Origin of the sequence: Yersinia alsatica, assembly GCF_902170305.1 — a bacterium.
Lineage (GTDB): Bacteria > Pseudomonadota > Gammaproteobacteria > Enterobacterales > Enterobacteriaceae > Yersinia > Yersinia alsatica.
In genome coordinates, this window is the sequence record NZ_CABHWW010000011.1 from 378757 (window position 1) to 404306 (window position 25550).

A 25550-nucleotide genomic window follows, 5' to 3' on the forward strand; every position below is an offset into this window, starting at 1 on the left:
TAATAACCCCATCATGGAGAACCTGGCTCTTATGAATACAGTCCTTGTAAACACTGCCTTTGCCACCATTTTGCTCCCGTTTGCGGGTGCCATCCTGACGGCCTGTTTACCGCAGCGTATGGCGAAGTGGTCCTGCACCTTCTTTGCGCTGCTGGCAACTTTCGGGACTGTGCTACTGGCTTATGTCTATCTCACCGGCGGAAAGGTTGACGTCACGGTTGATCTGATTCATTACGGTGATATGGCGCTATTCGGGATCACCATCGACCGGATCAGTACCTTGATTGCTTTCGCCGTGGTCTTCCTCGGCTTGCTGGTTAGCCTTTACTCCACCGGCTATCTGACACTGGAGAACCGCGAGCATCCGCATGAAGGCACTAACCGCTACTATGCATTGTTACTGGTATTCATCGGCGCAATGGCCGGGCTGGTATTGTCATCCACTCTGCTGGGTCAGTTATTCTTCTTCGAAATCACTGGCGGCTGCTCGTGGGGATTGATTGGTTACTACCAGAGCCAAAAGTCACTACGTTCAGCACTCAAAGCCTTGCTGGTCACCCATGTAGCTGCCATCGGTCTGTATTTAGCCGCGGCGGTGCTGCTGGTGAATACCGGCACCTTTGCCCTGACCGCACTGGCGCAGCTGGACCACACCACCAAAATTATCGTGTTTGGCGGCATCCTGTTTGCGGCCTGGGGGAAATCGGCCCAGTTGCCGCTGCATATTTGGTTGCCGGACGCGATGGAGGCACCCACACCGGTCAGTTCATATCTGCACGCCGCGTCGATGGTTAAGGTCGGCGTCTATATCTTTGCCCGCGCCATTTACTCTGCCGGTGACGTGCCACAGATTATTGGTACTGTGGGTATGGTGATGGCAGTTATCACTCTGATTTATGGCTTCTTTATGTATCTGCCGCAAAAAGATATGAAGCGGCTGCTGGCCTACTCCACCATCACCCAGTTGTCCTACATTTTCTTTGCACTCTCTTTAGCTATCTATGGTTCGAAATTGGCCTTTGATGGCGGCATTGCCTACATCTTCAACCATGCCTTCGCCAAGAGCCTGTTCTTCCTGGTCGCAGGTGCCCTGAGTTACAGCTGCGGTACCCGCATGCTGCCAAAACTCAGAGGCATCATGGGGAAAATGCCGCTCTTGGGGGTGGGGTTCTGCGTCGCCGCACTGGCCATTACCGGGGTGCCACCCTTCAACGGCTTCTTTAGCAAATTCCCTATTTTCGCCGCGGGCTTCTCACTTTCTCATGAGCATTGGCTGCTGATACCGCTGCTGGTGCTGGCACTGATTGAGTCGGTGGCCAGTTTCGGTTGGTTCCTGTACTGGTTCGGGAAAACCGTGCCCGGCAAGCCATCAGAAGAGGTTGCCAGTGCCAAACCACTGCCATTGGCAATGCAGGGGGTGCTGGTCATTCTGGTGATTATGTCAGTGTGCTCAAGCTTTATTGCCGTCGCCTGGCTTGGATAAGGGAGTCAAAAATGACCGGGACATTACTCATTAACAATCTGGCAGGGCTGCTAATTATTACCTCGCTTCTGGTAATCATCGTCAAGAAGCCCGCCACCTCGGCGCTGTTTTACGCCTTGCAATCACTGGTGTTGGTGCTGATTTTTCTGGTGTTGGCGGAAACATTGCATGCTCACGAACTGTATCTGTGGTCGCTGACCGCCTTTATCACCAAAGTGGTGCTGGTACCCTGGATTATGTATCGCGCTTTTCGTCAGATGGAAGACCCCAAAGCCAACGGCGGTGTTATTGGCACGGCCACGCTAATCTTTATCGCCGCCATCATTATCTTGCTGAGCTACTTCGTGGTGGAACCGGTGCAGTTACCGATGGTTAGCGCGCTGAAACCCGCGCTCGCTGTCTCGCTGGGGCATTTCCTGATTGGCCTGCTGTGTATCGTCACCCAGCGCAATATTCTAAAAAATATTTTTGGCTACTGCCTGATGGAAAATGGTGCTCACTTGATGTTAGCGCTGCTGGCCTTCCGCGCGCCAGAGTTGGTGGAGATTGGCATTGCTACCGATGCCATTTTCGCCGTGGTGGTGATGACGCTAATGGCGCGCAAGATTTACCGCACATTGCACACGCTGGATGTTAAACAACTGACGGCGCTAAAGGGGTAATGAAATGAGTAATACTGACCTGCTGTTGTTACTGCTGGCGATACCTCTGATAGCCTCGCTGTTGGCATTTGCTTGCCGCTTCTTGGGGGGCGCGGCACGAATGGCGACCACTTGGGTGCATTTTACCGGTATCACTTTGCTGCTGGTGGTGGCGATGACGGTGGTCTGTCGGGTCGCACTGGGCGGGGAGATTCTGGTCGCCCATAACTGGCTGCATATCGACAGCCTCAGCGCCCTGTTCCTCGCCATTCTGGGGGTTATCGGCTTTATCACCGGCCTCTACTCCCTCGGCTATATGCGCCATGAAGTAAATAATGGCGAAATAACCGTTAGCACGCTGTGTAACTATTATGGATTTTTCCATCTATTCCTGTTCACCATGCTGCTGGTCGTCACCAGTAATAACCTGATTTTGATGTGGGTCGGCATCGAGGCCACCACCCTCAGCTCCGCCTTTTTGGTCGGTTTATATGGTCAGCGCTCGTCACTGGAAGCGGCCTGGAAGTACATTATTATTTGTACTGTCGGGGTGGCATTCGGGCTATACGGCACGGTGCTGGTGTATGCCAATGCCGCCAATGTGCTGGCTGATCCGGGTAGCGCCATTTTCTGGACGGTAGTGGCTGAACATGCCAAAGAACTGGACCCTAGCCTGATGCATCTGGCCTTTGTCTTTATTCTGATTGGCTTTGGCACCAAAACCGGTTTGTTCCCGATGCACTCTTGGTTGCCGGATGCCCACAGTGAAGCGCCAAGCCCCACCAGTGCTCTGCTATCCGCGGTATTACTTAATTGTGCACTGCTGGTGATTATCCGCTATTACATCATTATCAGTGCTGCTATCGGGCCGCATTTCCCGCAAATGCTGTTACTGGTATTTGGCATGATGTCAGTTGCCGTCTCCGCATTCTTTATTCTGGCGCAGCGCGATATGAAGCGCTTGCTAGCCTACTCCAGTGTGGAAAACATGGGTTTAATTGCCGTGGCACTCGGTATTGGCGGGCCGCTGGGGGTGTTAGCCGCCCTGTTCCATACCCTGAATCACAGCCTGGCAAAAACCTTACTATTCTGCGGCTCTGGTAACGTGCTGTTGAAATATGGTACCCGGGATATGGGGGCGATTAAAGGCATTATCCGCGTTGCGCCACTCACGGCGGTAATGTTGGCTGGTGGTGCGCTAGCGCTGGCTGGGATGCCGCCTTTTAACGTGTTCATTAGTGAGTTTATGGTGGTTGCCGCCGCGATTAAAGCCGGGCATATCACACTGGTCATTGTGTTGCTGTTACTGCTGACACTGGTGCTGGCAGGTTTGGTGCGCATGATAGCCAGCACTGTGCTGGGTACCCCCCCGGCGGCAGTCAGCAAAGGTGAACTGGGTATTCTCACCACCGCCCCCATGGCTATTTTATTACTGCTGATGCTGCTGCTTGGGGTCCATATTCCCTCACCGGTGACCCGTTTATTGACTGACGCGGCACAGATTGTGCTCAATGACAACAGCAGCGACGCCATTCATCAGCCCTTTATTTTGCCGTGGGAGCATTTGTCATTCATACCAGATATATCCCCGGCTCAACCTATTACTTCCGCCGCAGAAACGCATCCCGCTCTGCCATTCACCCCGACTCGTCAGGAGATGTAACGTGACTCACGAAACGCCTATTTCAGCTATTCCAGTTTCCGGTCAGCCAGTATCAGGGACGCCACACAGCGGTGAAAAATTGGGGGCTGCCTATGTGGCCCGCCTGCGCGAGCAGTTTCCAGCGGCAATCCTTGATGAAGAGTGGCAAACAGATAATCAACTGACCATTACCATCAAGTTAAATAGCCTGCCCGATGTGGTTGAGCACCTTTATTATCAGCAAGGTGGCTGGCTGTCGGTACTGTTCGGCAATGACGAGCGCAGTTTGAATGGCTATTTTGCTATTTACTATGTGCTGTCGATGGAAGGCCGTGAACAATACGGCATTGATACCGGCAAACACTATGGCGACAAATGTTGGGTGATAGTCAAAGCCCTCATCAGCCCGGAACGGCCTGAATTCCCATCGGTCACCCCCAGAGTCCCGGCCGCGGTTTGGGGCGAGCGCGAAGTGCGTGATATGTATGGTCTACAGCCTGTTGGCCTGCCGGATGAGCGCCGTTTAGTCCTACCTGACGATTGGCCGGATGATCTCTATCCACTGCGCAAAGACACGATGGATTATCGTCAACGCCCAACCCCCACCAGCGAGACTGAAACTTATCAGTTTGAAAATGAAGCGGGTAGCAGCAGCCGGGTGGTGCCTATCGGTCCCATGCATATTACTTCCGATGAACCGGGCCACTTCCGCTTGTTTGTCGATGGCGAAGATATTATCGATGCCGATTACCGCCTGTTTTACGTCCATCGCGGCATGGAGAAACTGGCGGAAACCCGCATGGGCTATAACGACGTCACTTTCCTTTCGGATCGTATTTGCGGCATTTGTGGTTTCACCCACAGTGTGGCCTACACCTCATCAATTGAAAATGCGTTAGGTATTATCGTGCCGCCACGGGCGCAGATGATCCGCACCATTTTGCTCGAAGTGGAGCGGCTGCACAGCCACCTGCTCAATATCGGTTTGTCCTGCCACTTTGTCGGTTTTGATACTGGGTTTATGCAGTTCTTCCGAGTGCGCGAAAAAGCCATGACCATTGCCGAGATGCTCACCGGCGCGCGTAAAACCTATGGCCTTAATCTGATTGGCGGAGTACGCCGCGATATCCTGAAAGCTGATCGCCTGAAAACACTGCAATTGGTGGCTGAGATGCGCGCGGATATCAGCGAGCTGGTGGACATGCTGATGAGCACCGCCAATATTGAGCAACGCACTGTCGGTGTTGGCCTGCTGGACCGCAAAGTGGCTCGCGATTTCAGCCCGGTCGGCCCCATGATCCGCGCCAGTGGTTATGCCCGCGATATGCGCCACGACCACCCTTATGCCAACTATGCCAATGTCCCTAAAGAGCTATTTAGTCTTGATGGCTGTGACGTGCACTCGCGCCTGCTGGTGCGAGTACGTGAATTCTTCGACTCATTAGTCATGATTGAATATGGTCTGAACCACATGCCCGGCGGGCCGCTGCTGGAAGAAAAAGTCCACTATCAGCCCTACAAGTTTGCCCTCGGATTCTCTGAAGCGCCGCGCGGCGAAGATGTCCACTGGAGCATGACCGGTGACAATCAAAAACTGTTCCGTTGGCGCTGCCGGGCAGCCACTTACGCCAATTGGCCGGTGCTGCGCTATATGCTGCGCGGCAATACCGTTTCCGACGCGCCATTGATTATCGGTAGCCTCGATCCCTGCTACTCCTGTACTGACCGCGTGACTTTAGTGGATGTGCGCAAGCAAAAATCCGTCACCGTGCCCTACAAAGAGATCGAGCGTTATGGCATTGAGCGCACCCATTCGCCGCTTAAATAGAGGGATGAAAAATGTTCAAACTGTTTAAAACCATCCTGAAAGTCGGCGATACCACGGTGAAATACCCGTTCAAGCCGCTCGAGGTTAGCTCAGGATTTCGCGGCAAACCCCAATATGATGCCGAGCAGTGCATTGCCTGCGGCGCCTGCACGATGGCGTGCCCCGCCAATGCACTGACCATGGAAACCGACCTCGCCAGTGGCACTCGCCAATGGCAGTTATTCCTCGGGCGCTGCATTTTTTGTGGCCGCTGTGAGGAAGTCTGCCCGACACGCGCCATTGTGTTGTCGCAAGAGTTTGAATTGGCGGTATTCAATAAAGCCGATTTATATCAGCGCGCCAGCTTTACCCTCGTCCATTGCCGACAGTGCCAAAAGCCCTTTGCGCCCAAGAAAGAGGTGGATTACGTCATGGCACTGCTGATTCACTCCGGGATGAGTGCTGAGGATATTGAACAGCAGCGGCCCCATTTTGAAACCTGCCCTGAGTGTAAACGTAAGCAGAACATTGTCGGCAATGACAACATTCTGCTTAAAAACAATATTCTGTTTAAAAATAATATCTTGCCTAAGAATAACATGTCTGTGAATAACCAGACACGCCGGGATGGGGAGAGCAACTTATGAGTCAGCCACATTCATTAAAACCGGCCTGGGGCCACCATGTCAGCCAACCGGTCGCCCTTGATCCTGCGGTGGCACAGTTAAAAGGCAAACTGCTGAAGGATATTAAGCGCTCAGCCTATGTTTATCGCGTGGACTGTGGTGGCTGCAACGGCTGTGAAATCGAGATTTTCGCTGCTATTACCCCGCTGTTCGACACCGAACGGTTTGGTATCAAGGTCGTGGCTTCACCGCGTCACGCCGATATTCTGCTGTTCACCGGTGCCGTGACTCGCGCTATGCGCACCCCGGCGCTGCGGGCCTATGAATCGGCACCGGACCCCAAAATTTGTGTCTCTTATGGCGCTTGTGGCTGCGGTGGCGGTATCTTCCACGACCTCTACTGTGTCTGGGGTGGCAGTGACACCATTGTGCCCATTGATGTTTATATTCCCGGCTGCCCGCCCACTCCCGCTGCCACTATTTATGGCTTTGCTGTCGCACTTGGCTTGTTGGAGCAAAAACTAAAAGGTGAGGATCATCAGGAGGCTGACGCTGAACGCGCGGCATTGATTCACCCTGATGCGCCGCTCAGCCTGCGGGTGTTATTAGAGCGCGAGGCTCGGCGGATGGCGGGGTATCGTCAGGGGCGAGAAATCACCGACAGCTTCTTGTCACTGCTGGTCAATCAGCCCTTGGCGGAGCTAGAGCTGCGCTGCAAGATTTACCTTAATAAGCAAGATGACCCACGGCTAAGTGAGATATTTGCCAGCCTGCAACAAATCACACTGACGCAACTGGCGGGAGGGCATATTAATGTCCGCTAAAGTTATTTTTTATGCCCTGAACCAGAAGTTCCTCGACAGTGATGATGATATGCCCGAGCAGGCGCAGCAAGTGATGTATTACTCATTGGCTATCGGTCACCATGTCGGCGTCATCGATTGCCTGAAAGCCATTATGGAGTGCCCGCTGGCAGAGTATCAACAGTGGTTCGGTCAGCTACCTGAAGGGGAAGCACGCCGCAAAATGGCTGGCTTGCTGAAATTTGGTGAAATCACCATCGACAGCACTCATACCCAATTACTGGCTCAGGCTTTTGCACCACTGGCACAAGACCCCGCCTCGTTGCACCAGCCATGGAGCCAACAACTGCTGCAAACCCTGTACGATATTGAGCAGGAACCGGCAATCTATCTCATGGTGAAACGTCGCCCATGACTATACACAACAGAGCGCTCAATTCAGGCGCAACCACTAACCTGGTATTAACGGTCGGTAACAGCATGATGGGCGATGACGGCGCTGGCCCGCTATTGGCCGAGCGCATGACCCAGCAACCATTAGCCGATTGGCAAGTAATTGATGGCGGCTCAGCCCCCGAGAATGTCGTCCATCGTATTCGCGCTTTACAGCCGACACGGCTGATTATTGTCGATGCTGCCGATATGGAGCTGCCCCCAGGGGAAATTCGTATTATTGACCCAGAGCGGATTGCTGAGATGTTCATCATGAGCACCCATAATTTGCCGCTCAATTTTCTGATCGATCAACTAAAGGAAGATATCCACGAGGTGCTATTCGTGGGGATCCAACCCACATTGGTGGCGTTCTATTTTCCCATGACCGATGTCGTCAAGCAGGCGGTGGAAACCTTGTATCAGCAACTGCCTCACTGGCAAGGTGACGGCGGTTTTCATCATCTTTAATTGAGTGACGGTGTGGCGTCGTCAAATTTGCCGACGTCACATCCACCGACAGTTACCCCCTTTATTTCCATTCTAATAAAATTCAAATAACTCATTATAAAACAATGATTTTAGCTCATTTTCATCGACTCCCGTCAACTTGGCATAAACCATGCAATAAACCATGAAATATGTAGGGAATAAGTGAAGCCCGACGAGCTGACTCCAGTCAGTGATTCGGGTGAGCGAATGCAGCCAACACCGCTGCAACTTGAAAGATGAAGGGTAAGGAGATTAAGCAATGAACCGGTTCATAATTGCAGACCCAAAAAAGTGCATTGGTTGCCGCACCTGTGAGGTGGCCTGCGTGCTGGCACATAACGGTGGCAGGCTGGATGCCATGACCAAAGCTAATTTTGCTCCACGGCTAAAAGTGGTCAAAGGGCTCAATGTCAGTACCGCCATTATGTGTCGTCACTGCGAAGATGCACCTTGCGCCAATGTTTGCCCGAACGGCGCGATCATTCGGGCATCTGACAGCATTCAGGTATTGCAGGAAAAATGCATTGGCTGCAAAACCTGCGTTGTTGCCTGCCCATATGGGGCCATGAATGTGGTGACCAAACAGGTCGAAGTAATGTTCAACGGCCTGTCGCAAGGATTTTGTCTGAAAGCTGAAGCCCAGAAATGCGATTTATGTGAGGGCCGCGCCGCTGGCCCGGCCTGCATTTCCGTGTGCCCAACTCAGGCACTCCACATGATTGGTCGCGACACCATGCAGGCCATGCTACGCAAGAAACAGATGCGGGCGGCGCTGGATGAAGCCAATGAGATGAGTTTCTAGTCGACACGGCTGCAACACCCAATAAATCCATAACGTTGCAGCAAGGTAGCAATTGAGCAAATCCCGCAGAACTGACCGCGGTCAGTCATTCGGGTGACGAGAGCAGCTAACCCGCTGCGGCTCCAGGAACGAAGGATAATTAACATGCACAAGGCACTCACTGTCTGTCCCTACTGCGGCTCCGGCTGCAAAATAAATTTGCTGGTTGAAAACGGCAAGGTTGTTGGTGCTGAAGGCGCAAATGGCGTCACTAATCAGGGCGAATTGTGTCTGAAAGGCTACTATGGCTGGGATTTCCTCAATGACACCAAATTGCTGACACCGCGCTTAAAACAGCCGATGATCCGTCGTCAAAAAGGCGGCAAACTGGAGGCGGTTTCATGGGATGAAGCTATCGAATTCGCCAGTAGCAAGCTGAGGGAAATTAAAGAAAAATATGGCCCGGAAGCGATTATGCACACTGGTTCTTCCCGTGGGCCGGGCAATGAAACTAACTATGTCATGCAAAAATTTGCCCGTGCAGTCACCGGCAGCAACAATATTGATTGCTGCGCTCGAGTGTGTCATGGCCCATCAGTGGCGGGCCTGCAAGTGACGCTGGGTAACGGCGCGATGAGTAACTCCATCTGCGAGATTGAAGACACCAAATGTATTTTAGTGTTTGGCTATAATGCCGCCGACTCCCACCCTATCGTGGCACGGCGAATTCTCAAGGCAAAAGAGAAAGGCGCTAAAGTTATTGTTTGCGATCCTCGCCATATCGAAACCGCGCGTATTGCCGATCTCTGGTTGCCGTTGAAAAATGGCTCGAATATGGCGCTGGTTAATGCTTTCGCTAACGTCCTCATCACCGAAGAGTTATACGACAAAGATTATGTTTCGCGCTATACCGAAGGGTTTGATGAATATCGTGCCATAGTCGCCAAATATACGCCGGAATATGTCGAAGGCATTACCGGCCTGCCAGCACAAACCATTCGTGAAGCAATGCGCATCTATGCCGCCGCACCTTCCGCCACTATTTTGTGGGGCATGGGGGTGACTCAATGGGGCCAAGGTGTCGATGTCGTTAAGGGATTATCCGGATTGGCCTTACTGACCGGCAACCTCGGGCGGCCCAATGTCGGTGTCGGCCCGGTTCGTGGGCAAAATAACGTGCAAGGTGCCTGCGATATGGGAGCATTGCCGAATATGTATCCCGGATATCAAGCCGTTACCGACCCAGCAACGCTAGAGAAATTTGCCAAAGCCTGGGGAGTGCCTTCTCTGTCCGGCAAAATTGGCTACTCACTGACCGATGTTCCGCACAAAGTGAAAGAAGGCAAAATCAAAGCCAACTATGTGATGGGCGAAGATCCACTGCAAACTGAACCGGATTTATCGATGATGCGCGAAGCATTCAGCGAGTTGGAACTGCTGATTGTGCAGGACATCTTTATGACCAAAACCGCCGCCGAAGCAGATGTGATCTTCCCTGCGACGTCGTGGGGCGAGCATGAGGGAGTTTACTCGGCCGCCGACCGCGGTTTCCAGCGCTTTGAGAAAGCGGTTGACCCACAAGGTGATGTCAAACCGGATTGGGAAATTATCAGCCTGATGGCGACGGCCCTCGGCTATCCGATGAAATATAATAATACCCAAGAAATTTGGGATGAACTGCGCGAATTATGCCCGCTGTATTATGGCGCAACCTACGAGAAAATGGCCGGTTTAGGCTATATTCCCTGGCCTTGTACCACCGAGGACAGCCCCGGCACGCCGTGGTTATATGCTGGTAATAAATTCGACCGTCCCGGCGGTAAAGGATTGTTATTTGCCAGTGAATGGCGGGCACCTATGGAACAGGTAGATGAGGAATATCCACTGGTGCTCTGTACTGTTCGCGAAGTCGGTCACTACTCTTGCCGCTCGATGACCGGTAACTGTTCGGCATTACAGACCTTGGCCGATGAGCCTGGTTATGTGCAAATCAGCCCACAAGATGCCAATAAAATGCATCTGGAAGATCAGCAATTGGTTTGGGTTGAATCGCGGCGCGGCAAAGTTATCACTCGAGTATCGGTCAGTGAACGCATCAATGTCGGTGCGGTGTATATGACTTACCAGTGGTGGATTGGCGCCTGTAATGAATTGACTCTGGACCATTTAGACCCGATATCCAAAACCCCGGAATACAAATATTGTGCCGTGAAACTGGAACCTATTACGGATCAGATCTGGGCAGAAAATTACGTGCAACAGGAGTATAGCCAGTTGAAGGCGCGGTTACGTAGAGAAGCTGAAGTCAATTGATAGATGAATAGCGACTGTATTTTGCCAGTCTGGGTGTATCCAGACTGGCAAAGCGGTGACAGCGCCCAAGGTGAAATATTTATTTAAGCCGCATTCCATTACTTTTCACATCAAGCTGTCTTCGTCTTCAATACTTTTTACTGATATTCCCAGGCGCTGCATGCGCGATAACAGAGTGGTGCGTTTCAACCCCAGTTTAATTGCCGCCCCTTTCGGGCCTGCAACCACGCCGTTGGTTTCACGTAATACCCGAATAATTCTCATGCGTTCTGATTCTGAAAATTCCGGCTCTTCGCTCTCTGGTAGCAGGGGTTTATGAAGCGGTTTTTCTGGTATCGGTTTGGCAACTTCTAGTGGTGATAAATGATATTCCAGTTCTTGTAACTGTAAATTCAATGTGGTTCCACGGCTGAGTATTACCGCTCGCTCAATCACATTTTCCAGTTCACGAATATTACCCGGCCAGGGTAAACGGCTGAGCAATCGCAGAGTTTCACCCGGAATGGTATCGATAGTGCGATTCATGCGTTTGGCTATTTTCTGAGTGAAGAATTTTACCAATAAGGGGATATCTTCAGGGCGCTCACGCAATGGCGGAATAACAATCGGAAACACATTGAGCCGATAATAGAGGTCACTGCGATATTCCCGATTCACCATCATCAATTTTAAATCACGGTTAGTGGCGGCAATGAGCCGAACATCAACCGGAATAATTTTACTGCCGCCCAAGCGCTCTATTTCTCGCTCTTGTAATACCCGCAGGAGTTTGGGTTGCAATTCAAGAGGAATATCCCCTACCTCATCAAGAAATAACGTGCCGCCATCGGCCATTTCAAACCGACCAATACGCTGTGAGGAAGCCCCGGTATAAGCGCCCTTTTCATGACCAAACAAGTCACTTTCCATTAAACCCGAGGGGATGGCCGCACAGTTCATTTTCACCATGCGTTTATTCTTACGGGTACTTAGATTATGAATGGCACGGGCAATTAACTCTTTACCGGTGCCAGTTTCACCAAGAATCAGCACAGTACAATCACTGGAAGCCACCATCTCAACCTGCTCCAGTACCGCTTTAATCCCCGCACTTTGCCCGATGATTTCACCAAACTCTTCATTATGAATAATTTGATCGGTCAGATAGAGATTTTCATTTACTAATGAATCTTTCAGGCGAGTTATTTCGTTGTAAGCCAGAGCATTATCGACCGCGATGGCAATGCGGGCAGCGATTTGCCGTAACAATTTGAGATTGCTGTCAGTGAAAATATCACTCTGGCACTGCGCCAGTTTTAATATTCCCAACATCTTATGACCGAAAAACAGCGGTAACAGGCAAACCACCTGTAAGCCGTCATCCAACATATTGGCCAGTTGTTTGTCATCCGGCGCCAAGAGTGAAATATCGTCCAAATTAGCCAGTAATAATTCCCGACTCTGTAATACCTGACCAGCTAATGTCCCGGTCATGTCTACCCATGCCTGCCGATGCTGCACCGCTTTACCGGTCTGATAACGGGTAGAAAAAACATTCAGCTTATTTTTGTCACTATGGGTGCCGCATATTGCCAGACTGATGTAATCAATATTGAAAAAGCGGTGTATTTCCTTAGAGACCTCCACCGCTAAGACATCCAGTTCCAGTTTTGAAATAACGGTGTTGGTGACATCCACTAATATTCGAAAATGATCACGTTCAAAACGTAGCTGTTCACGTTCAGAGAATGCGCGGTTTATTTCAATAATGTTATCAACTGCAATGGCCACGACCTCGGCCAGTAACCCCAAAAATGTCACGGCCTGTTCATCAAACTCACTGTCATCGGTTTTAATAAACTCAACACAACCCGACCAATGATTGTCATGACCTAAGGGAAAATGGCAACCTGAATGCAATTGCTGATAAGGCGCTAAATCACAAACAGCTAAAAACTCCCTTTGCATACGGTTAGGATCAGTTTGCAAAGGCGTCTGTTGCTGCCAAGCTACCCCGCCGGGGCCTTCGGCAAACAAGATATTTTGTGAACCCACCACCCTGTCTGTCACCTCATCATGAGTATAAAGTGACATTTGGTTATACAACGGGTTTAGCAGTAATAAATTAACACGCTGAAAACGGACCACAGAAAAAGAGAGTTTTCTGAGTTCATTGACTAAATCGGTTATATCCCGCAGCAATAATAATTTTTTAGATACTTGGAACAATGTATCTTGCCAAACTTGAGCCAATGTGGGGCGGGGTAGTTTTTTTGCGCTATCCATATATACCCAAAGTAATTAAGCCCAAAAAATGGATGATAGTTACTTTAAAGTATTGAAATGAACAAATATATATTAACCAGCAATAAGCTTGATCTGGATTAACAAACTATTTTACCAAAATTTACGTCTTCTTGCTGGCAGGTGAAATCACGTCTCATTCATACCAAAATCAAATAAAACATTAAGTTACACACAGTTACAGCTATTCGGTTTCAGCTTATCAAACACTCATCGGTGTATAACTAATTACATAGCGATATTCCTCCTCAATGAATGACATAAATACCTCATCACCCAAGGAATAGAGAAATAAACCATAAAGAATGTTGCCGAATGGGTGGTATGAAAAATGCATGAAATTATCGCTAGTAAAGTCATTATTTTAATTTTTGTCTTACCACATCCTTCAACATTAAAATAAGCAATAAGGAGTTATCAATGAGTATTGAAAATCCCTTTGATCTACGACTTCCGGTTGATATGGCAAAACTTGCAGAGCAAGTTGGTATATATAAAGCCACCAAAAACCCGGCAACCACCTTTTATTTAGCCATGACTGCCGGTGTTTTTATCTCAATTGCTTTTGTCTTCTACATTACAGCGACTACCGGTACTGCTGGCGTGGCATTTGGGCTAGCAAAGCTGGTCGGTGGGCTCTGTTTCTCCCTCGGCCTTATTTTGGTTATTATTTGTGGTGCTGATTTATTCACCTCTACGGTACTTATTGTGGTGGCAAAAGCCAGTGGCAAGATCAGTTGGCGGCAATTAATCTACAATTGGATTAACGTCTATTTCGGTAACTTGATTGGTGCGCTATTTTTTGTCGCCCTGATTTGGTTTGCCGGTCAGCACACGGCAGCCAATGGTTTATGGGGCCTCAATGTGTTGCAAACTGCCGACCACAAATTACACCATACTTTTATTGAAGCCGTATGTTTAGGTATTCTGGCTAATCTGATGGTCTGCCTGGCTGTGTGGATGAGCTACTCTGGACATACTCTGACTGACAAAATCGTGGTGATGTTATTGCCTATCGGTATGTTTGTTGCCAGCGGTTTTGAGCACAGTATCGCTAATATGTTTTTGATCCCATTGGCTATTGTGATTCGTGATTTTGCTTCACCTGAATTCTGGCAGGCAATTAATGCCACTCCCGACCAATTCGCCTCCCTCACGATGTCCAATTTCATCATCGATAATCTGATTCCGGTGACTATCGGTAATATCATTGGTGGCGGGCTATTGGTAGGGCTGACCTACTGGATTATCTATCTACGTAATCCGGCCCATTAAATCAAAACTGCTGTTTATATCGACAATTTTGACGAAATGACTTTAATCATAATGACAGTAATAATAGAAAAACCAGTCGGGTTAATCCCTGACTGGCTTTTCTTGTTATCGATACTTTGACAGCCAATTAACCGCTATCAGATTATCTGCTATCAACCGCCGATTATTTTTTCTTCGCGTATTTCAGTGAATCCAGTGCTACTGCAAAGATAATGATCGCGCCCTTGATAATATATTGCCAGTACGGGTTAACACCGATATAAGTCAGCCCGTAGTTAATAACGGTAAAGATGATTACCCCGGTAACAACACCGATAACCGTACCCACACCACCGCTGAATGACACCCCGCCCACCACGCAGGCAGCGATCGCATCTAACTCATACATAAAGCCGAGGTTATTCGTCGCACTACCGATACGGCCCGCTTCTAACATCCCACCGAATGCATAGAACACACCGGACAGGGCATAAATCATGATGAGGTTTAGTGGTACATTGACGCCAGAAACTTTTGCTGCTTCTGGGTTACCACCAATGGCGAAGATATTCTTACCAAAGCGAGTTTTGTTCCACAGTACCCATACAAAGCCGATAGCAATCAATGCATAGAAGGTAATGTAAGACAGTTTGAAATCACCAAATCGCAAGAAACCTTGAGCGAAAGTCGAGAAGGCGGGGTCAAAACCGGCAATCGGTGATGCGCCAACAAAGTCGTAGTACAGGGAGTTGATCCCGTAAACGATAATCATCGTACCCAATGTGGTAATAAATGGCGTCACATTCAGGTAAGCAATGATAATGCCGTTAACCAGACCAATAACCGCACCAATCAAGCAGACGGTTAAGATAACAATCGGGATCGGCACGGTATGTAAATCAGGGAAAACTTTATTAACGTTATCCATGGCTTGCAACATAGTGGCGGCCACTACTGCCGCTAACCCCACCTGACGACCGGCGGACAGGTCAGTCCCTTGGGTAACAATCAGGCCCGCAACACCAAGTGCGATAATAATGCGCACCGAAGATTGGGTTAGAATATTACTTAAGTTCATCAGACTTAAAAATGTCGGGTCCTTGACAATAATTATTGCCAACAATACGAATAACACTACATAAATCCCGCTCTCTTTAAGGTAAGTGAGCATGCTTTTCTTATTTAACGCATTCATAATAAGAACCTTCGACTAGATTAGAGATGCAAGGATGCAAGACGTAATATTTCATTCTGCGAGGTGTGTTTGGTTTCAACAATTCCCGCAACCTGACCATTACTCATTACCAAAATTCTGTCAGTGATCCCTAATAGCTCAGGCATTTCAGAGGAAATAATAATAATTCCTTTGTCTTTCTTCGCTAGTTCAGTCATTAACTGATAGATTTCAAACTTAGCACCGACATCAATGCCTCGAGTCGGCTCATCCAACATTAATATTTCTGGCTGAGTCAGTAGCCAACGGCCAATAATAACTTTCTGCTGATTACCACCAGATAATGAACCAATACTGGTTCGGTGACCGGGAGTTTTTACCCGCATTGCATCGATAACCCATTGGGTATCACTTTTCATGCGTGTATTATCTAGCAGCCCAAATTTGTTTTTATAGTTGCGGATATTAGATATCAGGGAATTAAAACCAACATCAAGATAAGCATAAATCCCGGTCGAACGGCGCTCTTCAGTCACCAGGGCAAAACCATGATTGATAGCTTCATTGGCGCTGTGGTTATTAATACTCTTACCATGCAATTTAATAGTGCCGGTAACTTTCTCACGAATACCAAATAAAGTTTCAACAATGTCGGTACGTTTGGCTCCCACCAATCCGGCAATGCCTAAAATCTCGCCTTTATGTAAATCAAAGGACACATCACGGATCGAAGGTTGACGCAGTGAGGTCAGATTTTTTACTTCCAGAATGACTTCACCGGGCTTGTTGAGGCGATCAGGGAAGCGCTGACTCAGCGAGCGGCCGACCATCATTGAGATGATTTGATCCATCGTCAGCCCTGCCAGCGGCTGAGTGATAATCCACTGACCATCACGCAAAATAGTAATTTCGTCGCACAACTGAAATATCTCTTCCATCTTGTGGGAGATATAGACAATTCCGCAGCCACGTTCTTTCAATTTGCGGATAATCGTAAATAGATGATTAACTTCTTTCTCGGTTAATGAAGAAGTTGGCTCATCCATAATGACGATTTTGGCATTGTAGGAGAATGCTTTGGCAATCTCGATCATTTGCATTTGAGACACGGATAACGTGGCAACTTTATCGCGGGGGTCAATCTCAATGTCTAATTCATCGAAGATAGCTTTGGTGTCTTTGTACATCTTATCTTGATCGACAAAGAGACCTTTAGTTGGATAACGTCCTAACCACATGTTGTCCATTACAGTACGTTGCAATACCAGGTTTAACTCCTGATGCACCATAGAGACACCATGTTCTAATGCTTCTTTAGAACTTTTAAATTCTATTTCTTGCCCCTGAAAGATAATACTCCCGGAGTCTTTTTTATAGATACCAAACAGACATTTTAATAGCGTTGACTTACCTGCACCATTTTCTCCCATTAATGCATGGATAGAATTTGGCCGCACTTTAAGATTTACGTTATCTAACGCCTTTACGCCTGGAAATGATTTATTAATATTGCTCATTTCCAGCAACCACTCGCGGGGTTCTGCTGTATTAATATCGGCCATAGTTGTACCTGGCTAAGAACCGCGACTTAATCTGCTGAATACATATTCTACTCGCCGATCAGCGCACGCTCTAAAATAAGGATTAATGCAAAAAACCTTCGGCCCCGCCACTGGTAACCCAATATTGGGGCCAGAAGGTTAATAGTTAATTCTCTGCCCTTCGTGTTCGACGACGGGTATATCTCACAGATACTTGCTGTTACTTGGTAAATTCAGCCAGGTTATCTTTATCAACACCTACATACGGAATACGTACGATTTTGTTGTCGATTTTCCAGGTAGTGCCTTCAGCAGCAGGTTTGCCTGCAGCCAGGTTTTTAGCCAGATCGAAGGTCGCTTTTGCCTGGTTGTTCGCATCGTTCAGAACAGTACCGGCCATTTGACCTGATTTCACCATAGCTAAAGCTTCTGGTAAGGCATCAACACCAAAGACAGGGATACTGGTTTTGTTATGTGCTTTCAATGCTTCAACTGCGCCCATTGCCATCGCGTCGTTGTTAGCAATAACCACTTCAATCTTGTTTGCATTAGGGCCAGATAACCAAGCATCCATCTTATCTTTAGCCTGTGCGGTATCCCACATTGCGGTATCTAACTGCAATTGTTGTGTCGGGATGCCCTTTTCATTCAGAGTTTTAATAACATAGGTGGTACGTGCTTCAGCATCTGGATGGCCCGGTTCGCCTTTCAACAATACAAATTGGATTTTGCCGTCTTTATTCAGATCCCATGCTGGGTTGGCTTTCCAGTGTTTGGCAATCAACTCACCCTGAATCACACCGGATTCTTTAGAATCAGTCCCTACATAGTAAGCTTTGTCATAGCTATCCAGCGCTTTACGTGAAGGTTCTTTGTTATAGAAAACAATCGGAACATCGTTTGCGCGCGCTTTATCAATAACAACCGGCGCTGCTGCTGGGTCAACCAAGTTGATTGCCAGTGCTTTTACGCCTTTAGCCAGCAACACGTCGATTTGATCGTTTTGCTTGGATTGGTCATTCTGCGAGTCATTCATCAGTAAGGTAACATCAGGAGATGCTTTAGCATCTTTCTCGATAGCTTTACGGACCACGGACATAAAGTTGTCATCGTATTTATAAATAGTGACACCAATACGGGTATCAGCTTGAGCCGCCGCGCCGAACATCATGCTGGCAACCAGAGTCGCTAATGTGAAAACCTTCTTATTCATTTATATCTCCGGGTTTATGTAGGGTAGTACAGGGTGATAACACCATCGCCTTAACGTGAGAAAACCCCATCGTTCAAAGCAGCTGACACTGAATATTTATCGTCCTTGAGCGCACTCCACTCCGAAAAGCTGCCTGAGTCGTCAAAAACCATGTCACTTACAAACTCGTCGTTTGCGGAACTCGTGTTTGTAAATCGCTATTCTAAAACCCGTTACCTGGTATTTTTTTATCCGGTAACCGATGACATATTGATACATTCAGGTAGAAAACAACTAGAGCATAGACGGCCCGTTGTTAAGAATCTGTGAATTTTCTCACAGATTGAAAACGGTTACACAAGAATAAATACCTAACTAGTGAGCGACACCACAAATTGCGACAGAATGCCGAGGCACCAAGGTCGGTTTAAAACAGTAAGCGGCATGGGGGTCTGGTGCATGGCTGGCCCCCTCAAGCGCTAGCTCTGTGGCTAAAGTTGCCATAGAAACAATAGGATAACGCACTGTAGTGAGTTTGGGGCTGGTATAGCGTGCAATGGGGATATCATCGAAGCCCACCAGCGAAAACTGCTCAGGGACGCTGATACCGTTTTCTTTCAAGACGGCCAGTGCGCCTGCCGCCATTGAATCGTTGTAAGCAAACACCGCACTGAGCTGCAAATTGCGCCCCAGTAAGTCAATCATTGCCCGCTCCCCTCCCGCTAAATCAGGAGTGCCATAGGCGCGCCAACTATCAGGCCCAGTGATACCGGCCCCCTCAAGCGCCTTCAGGTAACCGGTCTGGCGCTGAAGAACATCGTCAATGGGGTGATTGGAGCCGAGAAAACCAATGCGCTGATGGCCTTGCTTGAGCAACAAGCGACACGCCATGTGCGCACCGCTAACATTGTCTAATCCTACACAGCGATGTTCAAATCCAGGAATAATCCTATTAATCAGAACCATACCGGGAACCTGCTGCAAAAAAGCGATTAACTCACCATCACTCAATGCCTTAGCATGAACCACCAGTGCGTTACAGCGCTGACGCAGTAGCACCTCAATAGCATGACGTTCTTTATCAGCCTGATGGTAGCTATTACCAATCAACACATACTTTTGATGCCGTTGAGCCACGGTGTCTACCGCTTTCACCAGTGCACCAAAAAAGGGATCGGAGACATCCATGACAACCACACCAACAGTGTCACTGCTCTGAGTGGCGAGCGCTTGCGCATTTGCATTCGGGCGGTAACCCAGTTCAGATACCGCTTTCAGTACCGCAGCACGGGTTTCTGGCCGGATAGAGGCACTATTATTGAGGACTCTGGATACCGTGGCCAGCGAAACACCGGCCCGTGAGGCCACATCGCGAATGGTAATATTGTTTGCAGCTGAATGCAGAGTGACCATGACCTTATCCCGTGAATCTTATTTTATAAATAAGTCACCATGCATAGGTTGCAATAACCCAGCATGGCAGGTGGCCTATCCTACCCAGTTTGTTGAAATTACCACGTGAAATACGTCACAAGAAAGAAAACGTTTACATACAAATTTGCAACCGCCTCATCATTTTGACTTTGTGGACGTATTTAAAGCTTAGTGTTGCGAGGTTGTAACGATTGGCCACAGGCATAAGCGGTCAATTTTCGCCAGAGCCATTCAACTGGCCCTTGAGCAAAATAGTGCAACCATAACAAGGAGAAAAGGATGTTACATAGCCAAACCAGTGGAACGACGGCCAATAATTGCAAGCGATCGAGTTGTTGGTATAAACCGAAGTGATAGAACAGCAGTGTGCATAACAGTGTCTGCAATAAGTAGTTGCTCAGAGCCATCCGGCCAACCTGGGCTAACCAGTGGCTGACTCGCCAAGCCGATAATGTCGGCCAGAAGCCATATAACAGAGCCAGATACCCTACAGCCTGCAATGGGGCTCCTAGCTCACGAGGGACTTGTAGTAAAAAGCCGGTCCAGCGGTAGTCCCAACCCACTGCCCATTGCATCGCCACACCGGGTATTTGGATAATTAATGAAAGCGGTATCAAACATGCAGCAAGAAGCCGGTAATGACGCAAGCTGAATTGGCCGCGTAACCAGCCGCAACGCATTAATCCAGCGCCAAATAGCATGGAGCCTGCCAGTTCCCAACCATATTGCGCGCCAATAGCAATCAAATTGGATGACAACAGATCCAGACGATTTTTCCAGGCTTCCATCCCACCTTGTAACTTCCAGAATTGCTCATATTGCAGGTCCGCCGGCCCCGGCTGCCAGAAACGCCCCGCTTCCCCACCGGTAATAAACCCCAACAGTAGCAATACTGCGACCCCCAGCAAATACATCACCGCACCCGTGCGCAATAGACTGGTGGCATCTTTAGCATCACGAATCATTCGCCAGCACACTAAGCCAATCAAACCATAGGCCAAGAGAATATCGCCATCCCAGAAGAAGATACCGTGAATTAATCCCAACAATAACAGTAGAGAAAGCCGCGCCCGTATCCAGCCCTTGCCGCGCTTAAGCAGAAGCTCAAGGCCCGCACCAAATAAAATGGCGAAAATAGACAGAAACTTGGCTTGTGCCACGATATCAAGAATGGCCCATGTCCAGGCATCAGATACCGAGGGAAGGCCGAGATAAGCAGGATTAAGGTAAGCGGCCTTTGGTAGACCGAAGGCACTAATATTAAGCAGAAGAATGCCAAGAATGGCCAGACCTCGCGCACTGTCTAGCGTTGCGATGCGTTGACGCATACCCGACATCCTGTATTGGGGCACCCATTGATGCCCGCTCTGGCAAAAGGCTAATTAGCCGTTGTGGCGTACCGCACGCAGGAATTCCTGGCGGGTATTCTGGCTGGATTTGAATAATCCGCCTAATGATGTGGTGGTGGTGGCACTGGTGGCATCACGAATTCCACGCGCTTTCACGCAATAATGTACTGCATCAATGGAAACTGCGACATTATTAGTCCCCAATAAGGTCTGCAACGCCAGCAAAATTTGCTGAGTCAGTCGCTCTTGGACTTGTGGGCGCTGGGCAAAAAATTGCACGATACGGTTGATTTTGGATAAACCAATCACGCTATCTTTCGGAATATAAGCCACGGTCGCTTTACCATCGATGGTCACAAAATGATGCTCGCAGGTGCTGGTCAGGGTGATATCCCGCACCGTTACCATTTCATCGACCTTCATTTTATTTTCGATCAGGGTAATTTTGGGGAAATTTTCGTAATCCAGTCCGGAGAAAATCTCATCAACATACATCTTGGCAATACGTCTCGGCGTATCAGCCAGACTATCGTCAGATAAATCAAGATTCAATAATTGCATGACTTGCGTCATATGTTCCTGAATCCGAGTTTTGCGCGTTTCGGCATCTAATTCTTGTTTGCGCAGTGGGGTTTCAAGCCCACGGGCCAGCAGTGCTTCATGAACCAGCTCAGCTTCTTTACTCAGCGATGACATTCTTTTCTCCAACAGGCGTACGTATCTGAGCGGGATAAACATGATGCAGATCACGTTCAGATTTTGCTCCCCACTTTAGTTGAGAGCAAAATGATTATCCAGTGATTGTTATTCATTTGCGGTTGTTCTTTATATCATGATGAAAGAGCCGCATCTCTGCCAGCTCCTTATCAACATTTACCCCGTGACGGCTTCTCGAGCGCGAGCTGGGGTTTTAATCACCAAGCCGCCCGCGATAATCAGCGCGACCACCGCCACATATAGCGCAGGCTCCAACCGGTGAGTCAATGCCGTTGATAACGCAGATAATATTGGGCCAACCAACTGCCCAACAGCATAGCCGGTAGTCAGTAAACCGGCCATATAGCGCGTGTGCTCCGGGGCCAATTCGCGACCATGTTGTAAGGAAAGTTGAACAACACAGAGGAACCCGCCACCGGTCAGTAATGCACCCAACGCCAAACCACCTACCCCCGGCACCAGTTCGGCGCACAAGACACCCAATGCCTGAATCCATAACGTCAATGCCAGCCGTGTTTGCGATGTCAGGCAATGACGAGTCAAAATACCGATAGTGATACCTATCACTGCGGCCCCACCGAAAACAGGCCAGACAAACTGGGCAAAGAGGCTGTCAGGGAAACGGGCGGTAGCCATTTGCGATAAAAATGTCGCCGGTAGGATATAGCCAAACCCAGCCAGACTGTAACTCCATACCAAACGCTTCAGTGCAGGTGTTAGCGTCAGTGGAACCGCAGCGATATGTGGGCGATGCAACTCTCCACTGCGCGGCAGATTAATACTGATGGCCGCAATGATAATCAGTGCCAATACGCCATAGACTAACCAGGCTTCTGCGGCAGATAAACCATAACTATGGATAGCCACAGCCAACATGCCGCTGATGAATATTCCCGCCCCCGGCCCGGCAAAAACTGCCGCACTCAAGGCTGGGCGACCAAAATGCGCCAGCCGTTCATTTGTCCAGGCGGCAATCAGCACCATCGACCAGCCACTGGCCCAACCAATAGCAAAACGCACTATTCCATGCCACCACGCCCCATCGACGACCGCAGATAGCAACGTTAAAGTTACCGCGCCCCACAATCCTAGCCATAAGCGGCGCTCGACATGGCGACTGGCACGCATGGCATCAAAGGCACCAAACAGATATCCCAAATAGTTAAAGGCCGCAACCAGCCCAGCACCGGTCAGGGTGAATTGATGCTCTGCTATCATCAGCGGCACTTGTGGAGTGAAGGCAAAACGCCCAATCCCCATCGCCACCACCAGAGCCAGAAAACCACTTAATGCAATTCTTAATGCCATCTGCCCTGCCCGCCTGTTGCTCTGTCAGTCTGTTAAAAGAAAGTTGCCAATATCATGCCTGAGCATTAGAATCACAAAAAATGAATAATACTCATTAAGTTCATCACAAAAAGAGAATACTTATGGACCTGACCCAGCTGCGCATGTTTTGTTGCGTAGCAGAAACCGGTTCCGTTGCCCGAGCAGCGGAGCAAATGCACCGCGTCCCTTCAAATTTGACGACACGCCTACGCCAGCTTGAAATCGAGCTGGGAGCCGACCTGTTTATTCGTGAAAAACAGCGCCTGCGCCTGTCACCGATGGGCCATAATTTTCTCTGCTATGCCAACCGAATTTTGGCACTGAGCGACGAGGCAATGCGCATTACTCATGCCGGTGAACCGGCGGGTAACTTCCCGCTTGGCTCGATGGAAAGCACAGCCGCCACCCGTCTACCGGGCTTGTTGGCGGCTTATCATCAGCGCTACCCCAAGGTTTCTTTATCACTCATTACCGGCACATCGGGTGAAATCATTGAGCAAGTTCGCGCGGGTACCTTGGCAACCGCATTGGTTGATGGCCCGGTGCAGCATGATGAGCTCCACGGCTGCCGCTCTTTCGACGAACAATTAGTGATTATTTCCTGTCTGGATCATCCCCCCATTACGCAAGCCCGAGATGCTGTGGATGAAACGCTATTTGCCTTTCGTCCCAGTTGCTCATACCGCTTGCGGCTGGAAAGTTGGTTCCGCCAAGCTGGCGTATTGCCCGGGCATATCATGGAAATCCAGTCCTACCATGCCATGTTAGCCTGTGTCGCCAGCGGGGCCGGATTAGCGCTGATCCCACACTCGGTACTAGCCCTGTTACCGGGGCATGAGCGGGTGCAAGTCCATCAATTACCGCCCGATATTGCTGATACCGCCACTTGGTTGATTTGGCGTAAAGATGCTTTTAGCCCCAATGTCCGCGCACTTAAAGAGCTGATCATTGAGCACATTGAAACAGCGTGATTAGGCGAGCAGAACCCCAATTTACGGTCATAATTCATACAATACCGATTGGCACTCATCGTAAACAGTTGAATGCAACATATATGATACATAAAGAATATATTTATATAACACTCATCACGCAGAAGCTATAGGAGCAACACCATGGAGATGATTAAAACCCGCGCCGCAGTCGCATGGGGGCCAAACCAGCCATTATCTGTTGAAGAAGTGGATTTGATGCCACCACAAAAAGGCGAAGTGCTCGTACGGATTGTCGCCAGTGGGGTATGCCACACTGACGCCTACACCTTATCTGGCAAAGATCCCGAAGGGGTATTCCCGGCGATCCTTGGCCATGAAGGTGGCGGGATTGTTGAAGCGATTGGTGAAGGTGTGACCAGCGTTGCTGTGGGTGACCACGTCATTCCACTGTACACGCCTGAATGCGGTGAATGTAAATTCTGTCGCTCAGGTAAAACTAACTTGTGTCAGGCGATCCGCAGCACGCAAGGTAAAGGTTTGATGCCCGATGGCACCACGCGTTTTTCTAAAAATGGTCAACCTATCTTCCACTATATGGGGACCTCAACATTCTCTGAATTGACTGTTGTGCCAGAAATATCACTGGCAAAAATCAATAAAGAAGCACCATTAGAAGAAGTTTGCTTGTTGGGCTGCGGTGTCACCACCGGCATGGGCGCAGTTATCAATACTGCCAAAGTCAAACCGGGCGATACCGTCGCTATCTTCGGCTTGGGTGGCATTGGTCTGTCTGCGGTCATTGGGGCGCAAATGGCAGGTGCCAGCCGCATCATTGGGATCGACTTGAATACCAGCAAATTCGAGCTGGCCCGCAAACTGGGGGCAACTGACCTGATCAATCCGCAAGATTATGATAAACCTATCCAAGAGGTGATTGTCGAGCTGACTGATGGCGGCGTAGATTTCTCATTTGAATGTATTGGCAACGTCAATGTTATGCGTTCAGCGTTAGAGTGCTGCCATAAAGGTTGGGGCGAATCCGTGATCATCGGTGTCGCCGGTGCTGGTGAAGAGATCTCAACCCGCCCATTCCAGTTAGTTACTGGCCGGGTCTGGCGCGGTTCGGCATTTGGTGGGGTGAAAGGCCGCTCAGAGTTGCCAGGCATTGTGCAGCAATATCTGGATGGTAAATTCGCCCTGAATGACTTTATTACCCATACCATGGGTCTGGATCAAATCAATGAAGCCTTTGATTTGATGCATGAAGGCAAATCCATCCGTACCGTGATTCATTTCGATCAATCTTCACAAGATAAATAAGG

The 25550-nt window shown here is 49.1% G+C and carries 21 protein-coding genes; 13 read left to right on the top strand and 8 right to left on the bottom strand.

What is annotated here, in order from left to right:
• Positions 1–13 precede the first annotated feature (13 nt).
• The 10 genes from FTA96_RS08540 to fdhF all read left to right on the top strand — a co-directional run bounded on the left by FTA96_RS08540 (position 14) and on the right by fdhF (position 11020).
• On the top strand, positions 14–1483 hold the full coding sequence (locus FTA96_RS08540; RefSeq protein ID WP_145573586.1) for a hydrogenase 4 subunit D: 1470 nt from the start codon (positions 14–16) through the stop codon (positions 1481–1483).
• Between the two features lie 11 nt (positions 1484–1494).
• Complete coding sequence (hyfE, locus tag FTA96_RS08545; RefSeq protein WP_050107532.1) at positions 1495–2145, top strand: hydrogenase 4 membrane subunit; 651 nt, start codon at positions 1495–1497, stop codon at positions 2143–2145.
• A 4-nt stretch (positions 2146–2149) separates the two neighbouring features.
• Positions 2150–3787, top strand: coding sequence for a hydrogenase 4 subunit F (locus FTA96_RS08550; RefSeq protein ID WP_145573588.1), 1638 nt, complete (start codon positions 2150–2152; stop codon positions 3785–3787).
• Between the two features lies 1 nt (position 3788).
• Complete coding sequence (locus FTA96_RS08555; RefSeq protein ID WP_072077582.1) at positions 3789–5594, top strand: hydrogenase large subunit; 1806 nt, start codon at positions 3789–3791, stop codon at positions 5592–5594.
• Between the two features lie 11 nt (positions 5595–5605).
• The gene (gene hyfH / locus FTA96_RS08560; protein ID WP_050151647.1) at positions 5606–6220 is read left to right on the top strand and encodes a hydrogenase 4 subunit H; all 615 of its coding nucleotides are present in this window, start codon (positions 5606–5608) and stop codon (positions 6218–6220) included.
• The gene (locus FTA96_RS08565) at positions 6217–7023 is read left to right on the top strand and encodes an NADH-quinone oxidoreductase subunit B family protein (protein WP_050107538.1); all 807 of its coding nucleotides are present in this window, start codon (positions 6217–6219) and stop codon (positions 7021–7023) included. Before hyfH ends, FTA96_RS08565 begins: the two co-directional genes overlap by 4 nt.
• Positions 7013–7417, top strand: a complete 405-nt coding sequence (locus tag FTA96_RS08570; protein ID WP_050107539.1) for a formate hydrogenlyase maturation HycH family protein — start codon at positions 7013–7015, stop codon at positions 7415–7417. Before FTA96_RS08565 ends, FTA96_RS08570 begins: the two co-directional genes overlap by 11 nt.
• A 65-nt stretch (positions 7418–7482) precedes the next feature.
• On the top strand, positions 7483–7905 hold the full coding sequence (gene hycI / locus FTA96_RS08575; protein WP_172665447.1) for a hydrogenase maturation peptidase HycI: 423 nt from the start codon (positions 7483–7485) through the stop codon (positions 7903–7905).
• Between the two features lie 280 nt (positions 7906–8185).
• Positions 8186–8728 carry a 4Fe-4S binding protein gene (locus tag FTA96_RS08580; RefSeq protein ID WP_050136050.1) on the top strand — a complete coding sequence of 181 codons (543 nt, stop codon included), beginning with the start codon at positions 8186–8188 and terminating at the stop codon, positions 8726–8728.
• A 144-nt stretch (positions 8729–8872) separates the two neighbouring features.
• Positions 8873–11020 carry a formate dehydrogenase subunit alpha gene (gene fdhF / locus FTA96_RS08585; RefSeq protein ID WP_050107545.1) on the top strand — a complete coding sequence of 716 codons (2148 nt, stop codon included), beginning with the start codon at positions 8873–8875 and terminating at the stop codon, positions 11018–11020.
• A gap of 105 nt (positions 11021–11125) precedes the next feature.
• On the opposite strand, the gene flhA is transcribed toward fdhF, so the two are convergent.
• On the bottom strand, positions 11126–13285 hold the full coding sequence (gene flhA, locus FTA96_RS08590; protein ID WP_050145103.1) for a formate hydrogenlyase transcriptional activator FlhA: 2160 nt from the start codon (positions 13283–13285) through the stop codon (positions 11126–11128).
• Between the two features lie 438 nt (positions 13286–13723).
• Between flhA and focA the strand changes: the two genes are divergently transcribed.
• Positions 13724–14578: a formate transporter FocA gene (gene focA / locus FTA96_RS08595; protein ID WP_050107549.1), complete on the top strand. Its 855-nt coding sequence runs from the start codon at positions 13724–13726 to the stop codon at positions 14576–14578.
• A 163-nt stretch (positions 14579–14741) separates the two neighbouring features.
• On the opposite strand, the gene mglC is transcribed toward focA, so the two are convergent.
• From mglC to FTA96_RS08630, 7 genes are all read right to left on the bottom strand, one after another.
• Complete coding sequence (gene mglC / locus FTA96_RS08600) at positions 14742–15752, bottom strand: galactose/methyl galactoside ABC transporter permease MglC (protein ID WP_050107551.1); 1011 nt, start codon at positions 15750–15752, stop codon at positions 14742–14744.
• A gap of 20 nt (positions 15753–15772) precedes the next feature.
• Positions 15773–17293, bottom strand: coding sequence for a galactose/methyl galactoside ABC transporter ATP-binding protein MglA (gene mglA / locus FTA96_RS08605; protein ID WP_050107553.1), 1521 nt, complete (start codon positions 17291–17293; stop codon positions 15773–15775).
• 199 nt (positions 17294–17492) lie between these two features.
• Positions 17493–18485: a galactose/glucose ABC transporter substrate-binding protein MglB gene (mglB, locus tag FTA96_RS08610; RefSeq protein WP_050107555.1), complete on the bottom strand. Its 993-nt coding sequence runs from the start codon at positions 18483–18485 to the stop codon at positions 17493–17495.
• Between the two features lie 354 nt (positions 18486–18839).
• On the bottom strand, positions 18840–19877 hold the full coding sequence (galS, locus tag FTA96_RS08615) for an HTH-type transcriptional regulator GalS (protein WP_134957672.1): 1038 nt from the start codon (positions 19875–19877) through the stop codon (positions 18840–18842).
• 182 nt (positions 19878–20059) lie between these two features.
• Entirely contained in the window at positions 20060–21226 is a 1167-nt protein-coding gene (gene yeiB, locus FTA96_RS08620) for a DUF418 domain-containing protein YeiB (protein WP_145573590.1), read from the bottom strand.
• A gap of 54 nt (positions 21227–21280) precedes the next feature.
• Positions 21281–21943, bottom strand: a complete 663-nt coding sequence (folE, locus tag FTA96_RS08625; RefSeq protein ID WP_004709152.1) for a GTP cyclohydrolase I FolE — start codon at positions 21941–21943, stop codon at positions 21281–21283.
• Positions 21944–22120: 177 nt separating this feature from the next.
• Positions 22121–23272, bottom strand: coding sequence for a YbfB/YjiJ family MFS transporter (locus FTA96_RS08630; protein WP_050107562.1), 1152 nt, complete (start codon positions 23270–23272; stop codon positions 22121–22123).
• A gap of 122 nt (positions 23273–23394) precedes the next feature.
• Here FTA96_RS08630 and ptrR point away from each other — a divergent pair, with 122 nt between their 5' ends.
• Positions 23395–24264 (top strand): putrescine utilization regulator PtrR, encoded by an 870-nt coding sequence (gene ptrR / locus FTA96_RS08635; protein ID WP_050107564.1) that lies wholly within the window; start codon positions 23395–23397, stop codon positions 24262–24264.
• A 144-nt stretch (positions 24265–24408) separates the two neighbouring features.
• The gene (locus FTA96_RS08640; RefSeq protein WP_050107571.1) at positions 24409–25548 is read left to right on the top strand and encodes an S-(hydroxymethyl)glutathione dehydrogenase/class III alcohol dehydrogenase; all 1140 of its coding nucleotides are present in this window, start codon (positions 24409–24411) and stop codon (positions 25546–25548) included.
• Positions 25549–25550: the final 2 nt, after the last annotated feature.